This is a genomic window from Sphingomonas sp. 2SG (assembly GCF_005503285.1).
Lineage (GTDB): Bacteria > Pseudomonadota > Alphaproteobacteria > Sphingomonadales > Sphingomonadaceae > Sphingomonas > Sphingomonas taxi.
On the sequence record NZ_SCMZ01000085.1, the window covers coordinates 1 to 8,356 of the forward strand.

General features: G+C 68.7%; 9 protein-coding genes. 4 read left to right on the forward strand and 5 right to left on the reverse strand.

Annotated features, from left to right (window positions below; translation table 11 throughout):
• Both FFS23_RS19365 and FFS23_RS19370 read left to right on the forward strand, forming a co-directional pair.
• Positions 1-390: hypothetical protein (locus tag FFS23_RS19365; protein WP_137899888.1), on the forward strand; the 390-nt coding region annotated here is incomplete at its 5' end.
• A 43-nt stretch (positions 391-433) separates the two neighbouring features.
• Positions 434-1,837, forward strand: a complete 1,404-nt coding sequence (locus tag FFS23_RS19370; RefSeq protein WP_137899889.1) for a hypothetical protein — start codon at positions 434-436, stop codon at positions 1,835-1,837.
• Here the strand turns inward: FFS23_RS19370 and FFS23_RS19375 are convergent.
• Positions 1,828-2,460, reverse strand: coding sequence for a DedA family protein (locus FFS23_RS19375; protein WP_137899890.1), 633 nt, complete (start codon positions 2,458-2,460; stop codon positions 1,828-1,830). The two genes, FFS23_RS19370 and FFS23_RS19375, sit on opposite strands and share 10 nt — an antisense overlap.
• Before the next feature lie 75 nt (positions 2,461-2,535).
• Between FFS23_RS19375 and FFS23_RS19380 the strand changes: the two genes are divergently transcribed.
• Complete coding sequence (locus FFS23_RS19380) at positions 2,536-3,330, forward strand: aldo/keto reductase (protein ID WP_137899891.1); 795 nt, start codon at positions 2,536-2,538, stop codon at positions 3,328-3,330.
• Positions 3,331-3,586: 256 nt separating this feature from the next.
• Here the strand turns inward: FFS23_RS19380 and FFS23_RS19385 are convergent, their stop codons facing one another.
• The 3 genes from FFS23_RS19385 to FFS23_RS19395 form a co-directional block, all read right to left on the reverse strand.
• Positions 3,587-4,984, reverse strand: coding sequence for a UdgX family uracil-DNA binding protein (locus FFS23_RS19385; protein ID WP_137899892.1), 1,398 nt, complete (start codon positions 4,982-4,984; stop codon positions 3,587-3,589).
• 6 nt (positions 4,985-4,990) lie between these two features.
• Positions 4,991-5,476, reverse strand: a complete 486-nt coding sequence (locus FFS23_RS19390) for a hemerythrin domain-containing protein (RefSeq protein WP_137899893.1) — start codon at positions 5,474-5,476, stop codon at positions 4,991-4,993.
• A gap of 64 nt (positions 5,477-5,540) precedes the next feature.
• Positions 5,541-6,788: a putative DNA modification/repair radical SAM protein gene (locus FFS23_RS19395; protein WP_137899894.1), complete on the reverse strand. Its 1,248-nt coding sequence runs from the start codon at positions 6,786-6,788 to the stop codon at positions 5,541-5,543.
• A gap of 129 nt (positions 6,789-6,917) precedes the next feature.
• Here FFS23_RS19395 and FFS23_RS20240 point away from each other — a divergent pair, with 129 nt between their 5' ends.
• Positions 6,918-7,079, forward strand: coding sequence for a hypothetical protein (locus FFS23_RS20240; protein ID WP_171009560.1), 162 nt, complete (start codon positions 6,918-6,920; stop codon positions 7,077-7,079).
• A 172-nt stretch (positions 7,080-7,251) separates the two neighbouring features.
• On the opposite strand, the gene FFS23_RS19400 is transcribed toward FFS23_RS20240, so the two are convergent.
• The coding region (locus tag FFS23_RS19400) for a coiled-coil domain-containing protein (RefSeq protein WP_171009561.1) at positions 7,252-8,356 on the reverse strand (1,105 nt) is incomplete at its 5' end.

Below are 8,356 nucleotides of genomic sequence, written 5' to 3' on the forward strand. Positions count from 1 at the left end.
CCCGCCGGCCCCGCCGCCGCCAAGCCGGGGGTGATCGCCACGCCGGGCGAGGTCGCCAAACGCGCACCGGTGAACGGCGTGCTCGTCCTCTACGGCAACGAACGCTGCCCGACCAACAACGACGGGCAGGAGATCGTGATCTGCGAACGGCGCAGCGCGCGCGAGCAATATCGCGTCCCCAAGGAGCTGCGCGAATTCCAGGTGACGCCGCAGAACGAAAGCTGGGCGGCGCGCGCGCAGGGCACGCTCGACGCGGGCGTCGGCGTCAACGGCACGGGCAGCTGCTCGACGGTCGGCGCGAGCGGCCAGACCGGCTGCTTCCTCCAGAACGCGCGTGCCGCGCGCAAGGAGAATCAGGCACGCAAGGCCGAAGAGGCGCGCGTTCCCTGATGACCCGCCGGTCGCAGCGGTAACGACGGCATCACGCCGCCCCATGCGTGATCTCCGCATCGTGCTGTTCGCGCTCGTCTGGTTCAGCTGCGCCTGGTTCGGCTCGTGGGAGCTCAACCCCAATAATGCGACGCGGATGTTCGCCGCGATCAGCCTGGTCGAGGATGGCGATGCGACGATCGACGAATTCGCTCCTCTGACGATCGACAAGGCGAGCTTCGACGGTCACGCCTATCTCGACAAGGCACCGGGCATGACGCTGATGGCGCTCCCCGCGGTGTGGATCGCCGACGCGGCGACCGGGATGCGCGCGACACGATTCGGCAACGCCCCCGCCGGCCCCGAATTCGAACGCTACCTCCGGTTGCGCACCCGCATCGCCGCAGCGATCGGCCCGGCGCTGCTCACCGCGCTCGCTGCCGTGCTGCTCTTCGATCTCGCCGCCGGGCTGACCGGCAGCGTCGCGGCCGGGCTGTTCGCTGCGCTGGGCTATGCATTGGGCACGCCGGTCTGGGGCTGGTCGACGACATTGCTGGGCCATGCCGTGGTCGCCGATTGCTATGCCATCGCATTCTGGGCGATCTGGCGCGGCAGCCGGCCCGGTGCGCAGGGTGCCGGCGCGGCGGCGCTCGCCGGCGCGGCGCTCGGCTGGGCGGTGGTGGTGGAGCATCAGGCGGTGCTCGCCGCGGTGCCGGTCGCCGGCTGGGCGCTCTGGCGACTGCGCGACCGGCCCGACCGGTTGCGCCTCGCCGGCGTCGCGATCGCCGCGGGCGTGGTCGCGCTGCTGCCGCTCGCGCTCTACAATTTCGTCGCCTTCGGCACGCCGTTCCGCGTCGGCTATTCCGGCGTCGTCGGCTGGGAGGGGATGCATCAGGGGCTGTTCGGGCTCGGCTGGCCGCGCTTGTATGCGATGCGTGCGGTGCTGCTCAGCTTCCAGCTCGGGCTGATCTGGGTCGCGCCGGTGCTGCTGCTGGCGCCGCTCGGCCTGTGGTACTGGCTGCGCCGTCCGCCGCTGCGGCCGGTGGCGCTCGCCGCGACGCTGAGCGCGCTGATCGTGCTGCTGGTCAATGCCGCCTACGTCTATTGGGACGGCGGCAATACCACCGGGCCGCGCTTCCTGATCCCGGCGGTGGCGCCGCTCGCGCTCGGGCTGGCGGCGGAATGGATGCGCGCCGGCGGCCGCGGCGAACGGATCGCGATGAGCCTGTTGCTGGCGCTGTCGATCGCGATCAACGCCATGATCGCCGCCGCCGAGATCTTCGCGCCGCCGCTCGTCACCTTCCCGATCTGGCAATGGGTGCGCCCCGCCTTCCTGCGCGGTGGTCTGCGCACCGTGCCGAACGAATGGTTCGGCTGGACGCCATGGGCGGGCTTTGGCGTGTGGGCGGTGCTGGCGCTGCCGATGCTGGGCTGGCTGGTCTGGCGGGTGCGTCGCGCTCAGCCGTGACGCTTGAGCCCGCGCACCCGGTGCCAGATGTAGAAGGCGACCAGCGCGACCAGCACGATGCCGATCAGGAGGTCGGCCTGGTGGAAGGCGGCCTTGACGCGCGGGTCGCTGTTCCATTTGTCGCCGAGCTTCATGCCGACCCAGGCGAGGCCGAAGCACCACGGCCATGAGCCGAGGAAGGTATAGACGTGGAACGGCACCAGCCGCATTCGCGCGACGCCGGCGGGAAAGGCGATGAAGCTGCGGATCACCGGCAGCAGCCGGCCGATCAGCACCGCGAGACTGCCCCAGCGCGCGAAGAAGCGGTCGGCGGCGTCGAGCTCGCCCGGCCCGATCAGGACGTAGCGGCCCCAGCGCTCGGCCATCGGCCGGCCGCCGCGCTTGCCGACCTCATAGCCGACGATCGAGCCGATGTTGCAGCCGATCGCGCCCGCCGTCGCGGCGAGGATCAGGTCGAACCGCCCGGTCGAGACGAGATAGCCGGCGAACGGCATGATGATCTCGGAGGGGAGCGGGATGCACGCGCTCTCTATCGCCATCAGGATCGCGATGCCGACATAGCCGCCGCTGGAGATCACCCAGATGGTGAAGGTGGCGAGAACGCCCAGGATCTTTTCGAACATGGGACCGGGACTTGGCGGATCGGGGCGGCCAAGGGAAGGGGGAACCGGGCGGCGACCCCATGCGCTCGTGCCATTATGGATGACCTCACCTTCAACGACGGCCGCACGATGCCGCGGCTCGGCCTCGGCACCTGGAAGCTCCCCGACCCGCAGGCGCCGCTGGTGGTGCGCCGCGCGCTCGACCTCGGCTATCGGCTGATCGACACCGCCGCGATCTACGGCAACGAGCGCGGCGTCGGCGAGGGCGTCCACGGCAGCGCGGCGTTCCTCACCACCAAATTGTGGAACGACCGGCAAGGCGATCCCGAGGCGGCGCTCGACGAAAGCCTCGCTTTGCTCGGGGTCGACGCGGTCGATCTGTACCTGATCCACTGGCCGGCGCCGGGGCAGGGGGAATATGTCGACGCGTGGAGGGCGCTGGTCGGCTTGCGCGATGCGGGCAAGACGCGGTCGATCGGCGTGTCCAACTTCCTCCCCGAGCATCTCGACGCGATCATCGATGCGACCGGGGTGACGCCGGTGCTCAACCAGATCGAGCTGCACCCCTATCACCAGCGCCGCGAGGAGCGCGCCTATCACGACGCGCACGGTATCGTGACGCAAGCGTGGAGCCCGCTCGGGCAGGGCGGCGACCTGCTGCGCGATGGCGCGATCGTCCGCGTGGCGGAGAAGCACGGCCGCTCACCGGCGCAGGTGGTGATCGCCTGGCACCTCGCCCACGGCCTGTCGGTGATCCCCAAGGCGGCGGACGCCGAGCATATGACCGACAATTTCGCTGCGCTCGACCTGACGCTGGACGAGGACGATATCGCGGCGATCGACGCCCTCGAAACCGGCGAACGCATGGGTCAGGACGCGCGCGAGATGTGACCCAAATCCTCCCCCGCCAGGGGGAGGGCTATCGCGTATGATTGCGGTGATGAGGTTCGATCGGTTCTATTATCAAATTCGTCACCCCGGACTCGTTCCGGGGTCCACGGGGCCGCAGGAGAATGGTATCGAGCCAAGCCTTTTTCCTCGCCGCAGGGTGGACCCCGGAACAAGTCCGGGGTGACGAGGTAAGCTTGGAAGACGACCGGCTCGCACGAGCGTCCATATATGATAGCCCGCCCCGTGCCGGGGAGGACTACCCCGCCGCCGCCTTCGCCTTCTTCAGATCCTCGACGAACCGCGCGAACTCGTCCTCTTTCTGCGCCGGGTCGGGCAGGCGGAGGAGATAGCTCGGATGCACCGTGATCCACGCCTCGCCACCCTCCGGCAGCCGCAGCGCCTGCCCGCGCTCGCGACCGATCGTCACCGCCCGTCCGAACAGCGACCGTCCCGCGGTCGCGCCGAGCGCCACCGTCACCTGCGGGCGGACCAGCATCTGCTCCTGCTCGATCCACCAGCGGCATGCCTGGATCTCGCCGGTATCGGGCTTGGCGTGGATGCGGCGCTTGCCGCGCTGTTCGAACTTGAAATGCTTGACCGCATTGGTGACGTAGACGCGCGACCGGTCGATCTCCGCCGCGGCGATCGCGCGGTTGAACACCTGCCCCGCCGGTCCGACGAACGGCGTGCCGGCGAGATCCTCCTGATCGCCCGGCTGTTCGCCGACGAACATCATCTGCGCATCGACCGGCCCCTCGCCGAACACCGTCTGCGTCGCATGTTTGTAGAGATGGCAGCGGGTGCACGCCGCGGCCTCGTCGCGCAGCGCCGCCCAGGCCGCCTGCACATTGTCGCCGATCGTCGGCGCCTCGCGTGACTGGGTGATCATCCCGCTCTCCCGTGCCTGCGCGCCGGCGATCAATTGCCCGACCAGCGCCGTCTCCGGCATGTTCTTCCAATATTTGCGCGGCATCTCCTTCAGCATCGCGCCGACCTTGACGCGTGCCGGGTTGAAGATGCTGGCATAATAGGTCTTCCACACCTCTTCGGTGGGATCGCCGTCGGGGGCGTCGCCTTTGCTCGCGCCCGGCCCTTCCGAAAGCGCCTTGCCGTCCCAGTGCAGCGACACCTCGGGCGTCAGGATCGACCAGCGCATGCTGGCGAAGCGGTTGACGAAAAAGGCGGCGTTGGCGCGGACGATATGATGTTCGGGCTCGAACCAGGCGACGTAGCGGCTGGCGCCATCGTCGTCGGCGACCTCGCGAAAGCGCAGGAAGGCGCGCATCTTGTGGATGTCGCGGCGGACATTCTTGGCGATCACCTCGAGCTTGCGGATCAGTGGATCGGCGTGATCCTCCATCAGCTTGGGTTCGCGGCGCAGCCGGTGCAGCACGGTATAGAGCAAGGCGAACCGCTCGGGCTCGGCCGCCATCACCACGCTGCGCGCGAGGTCGATGAAGGCGCGCGGCACCGACGGCGTCCCGACCGGCGGCGGCGGAGCCGATTCCTCGGCGGCGGCGGCGAACAGGTCGGCGGGGGTATCGCCGACCTGCCACACCACGTCGTCCGGCGGCACGTCCCCCGCCGCGAGCGCCCGCGCGGTATCGCGCCAGGCGTCGAAATCGTCGGGCGCGGGGAGGGTCGCCAACCGCATGCCGGATCAGTCCCGCTCGTCGCCGCCGGGCGGATTGTCCCTGGCGATCTCCAGCTCCTCGGGCTTGCGCTCCTCGTAGATCGTCGCGAGTTCCGCCTCGGTCCTGTCGTCGAGTTCCTCGGCGGCGGCGGGGAACATCTCTTCCTCTTCCTCGGTGATGTGATGCTCGTAGCGGCGGCGCATGTGGAAGAATTTCTCGCTCCACGCGTCCGAACCGAACTCCTCGTCGGCCATCTCGCCGAGCAGATCGTCGACTTCCTTATGCTCGCTCACCGAATGGCGCGCATCGTCGCGCAGCTCGGGATCGCGCAGCATCGTCGCGTAGAGCGATTCCTCCTCGGCGGCGGCATGGCTCTGGATTTCGAGGCGGAACGCCTCGAACAGCTGCTGCCGCTCGTCGCTCGCACCCTGCAGGTCGGCGAGCTGCTTCAACATATCGCGTTGCTTGTCGTGATCGCGTTTCAGGTCCGCGTAGATCTGCGCCAGCGCCATGATCGTATCTCCTTCGCGGCAACCAACCGGCGAGGGCGCGGGGCGTTTCACCTGTGAGTCATTCTCATGCGGCGAACAATTCGAGCTGCTGGCGCCTGGGCGCGATAAGCGGCTTGAGATCGGCGCGATCGGTGAGCTGCACCGGCCGCCAGTCCTCGGCGACGATGAACGGCCGCACTTTCGTGACGCTCACCGTCAGTCGCGCGACATCGTCGAGCCGAAGCCGCCGCCAACGCCGGCTGGCGACGATCCGGTCGACCGCCTTCACGCCCAGCCCCGGCACGCGCAGCAGCATCTCGCGCGGCGCGCGGTTGACGTCGACCGGGAAACTCTCGCGAAATTTGAGCGCCCAGGCGAGCTTGGGATCGATGTCGAGCGGCAGCATGCCGGTCGCATCGTCCGCCGCGGCGACCACCTCGTGCGGGCTGTAATCGTAGAAGCGCATCAGCCAGTCGGACTGATACAGGCGATGCTCGCGCATCAGCGGCGGGCGTTGCAGCGGCAGCACCGTGCTCGCATCGGGGATCGGACTGAATGCGCTGTAATAGACGCGGCGCAGGCCGAACCGGTCGTAGAGCGTCGAGGCGCGAGTGACGATCTCGCCGTCAGTCGCGGCATCGGCGCCGACGATCATCTGCGTCGACTGGCCGGCGGGGGCAAAGCGCGGCGCCGATTTGTATTTCTTGCGGGCATCGCCATTGTCGGCGATCGACGTCTTGACGTCCTTCATCGCGCCCTCGATCCGCGCGCCGTCCTTTTCGGGCGCGAGCCGCTTCAGCCCGCTGACCGTCGGCAGCTCGACGTTGATCGAGACGCGATCTGCGTACAGCCCCGCCTGATGCACCAGCTCGGGATCGGCGTCGGGGATCGTCTTGAGGTGAATATAGCCGCGGAAGTGATGATCCTCGCGCAACGACCGCGCGACCTCGACCATCTGCTCCATCGTATAGTTCGATGACTTGATGATGCCCGAGGAAAGGAACAGCCCTTCGATATAATTGCGCTTGTAGAAGGAGATGGTGAGGTTGACGACCTCCTGCGCAGTGAAGCGCGCGCGGCGGACGTTGCTGCTCTTGCGGTTGATGCAATAATGGCAGTCGAAGATACAGCTGTTGGTCAGCAGGATCTTGAGCAGGCTGATACAGCGGCCGTCGGGCGCATAGGCGTGGCAGATGCCCATGCCCTCGGTCGATCCCAGCCCCTTGCCGTCGCGGCTGTCGCGCTTGGCGGTGCCGGACGAGGCGCAGGACGCATCATATTTCGCCGCATCGGCGAGGATCGCCAGCTTTTCACGGGTGTCGAGCTGGGCCATCCGTTCGATATACGTTCCGCGACCCTTTGGAACAAGGGGCGGTGGAAACACGATTTTCATCGCCGGCAACACGGCCGCAATCCGCATCGTGCAGACAGGATCGGCAGGGGGATGGAAGAGGAACGCGCCATGACCCGCAACGACACGCCCTATCTGTCCGACCGTTCGTTCGTCGAAGCCGTCCGTGCGATCCAGGCGGATCATCCCGCCGCCGCCGCGGTGCATCAGGAGATGTGCCTGCTCTACACGGGCCGGGTGCTCGCCGACCTGTTGCGCGGGCGGCGCGCCTGACTTTCGGTTGCCCAACCCGCTCCGTCACCCCGGACTTGTTCCGGGGTCCACCGGGCCGCAGGGGTATGTTCGCCCCTCTAGCCTTCCTCCTCGCCGCAGAGTGGACCCCGGAACAAGTCCGGGGTGACGTGGGATTTAGGGGCAGGGGGAAGAACCCGAGAACAAGCGCCAGCTATTCCGCTGCCAGCAGCGACGTCGCGCCGCCGAGGTCGACCGACACCAGCCGGCTGACGCCGCGCTCGACCATCGTCACGCCGAACAGGCGGTGCATCCGGCTCATCGTCACCGCATTGTGCGTGACGATCAGATAGCGGGTGTCGGTCTCGCGCGACATGCGGTCGAGCAGGTCGCAAAAGCGCTCGATATTGGCGTCGTCGAGCGGCGCGTCGACCTCGTCGAGCACGCAGATCGGCGCAGGGTTCGTCAGGAACAAAGCGAAGATCAGCGCCACCGCGGTCAGCGCCTGTTCGCCCCCCGACAACAGCGTCAAGGATTGCAGCCGCTTGCCCGGCGGCTGCGCGAGGATCTCAAGCCCCGCCTCGAGCGGATCGTCCGAATCGACCAGTTCGAGATGCGCCGCGCCGCCGTCGAACAAGGTGCTGAACAACCGCCGGAAATGGCCGTCGACCGCCGCGAAGGCGGCGAGCAGCCGCTGCCGCCCCTCGCGGTTGAGCGTGCCGATCGAGCCGCGCAGCCGGTTGACCGCCTGGCCCAGCTCGTCGCGCTCGGCGGCATTGGTCCGGCTCGCGCCTTCCAGCTCGGCGAGTTCGCGCTCGGCGACGAGGTTGACCGGTCCGATCCGCTCGCGATCCGCGGTGAGCCGGTCGTGCGTCGCGGCTTCCTCGGCGGGACCGCGCACCTCGGCGACCGCGAAGCCGAGCCGTTCGGGCAACACCGGCGCCGGACATTCGAACCGTTCGCCTGCCAGCCGGCCGAGCTCGACCCGCCGCTGCGCGTGATTCTCCAGCCGCGCCGTGGTGCCGGCGCGCGCCTCGCGCGCCTGGCTGAGCGTCTCGATCGCGCGACGTTGCGCCTCTTCGGCGCGGCGCAGCACCGTCTCGGCGTCGCGCTCCGCGGCGGCCGCGGTTTCGGCGGCGGCGCGCGCGGCGCCGTGATCCGCCTCCTGCGCATCGATCGCCGCGGCGAGCGCGGCGGGCCGGTCCGCCACCTCGGCCGCGGTGGCAGCGAGCGTGGCATCGCGCTTGTCCATCTCGGCGATCCGCTTGGCCGCCTCGCCGGCACGCGCGCGCCAGCTCCGCCCGTCCGCCTGCGCCGCG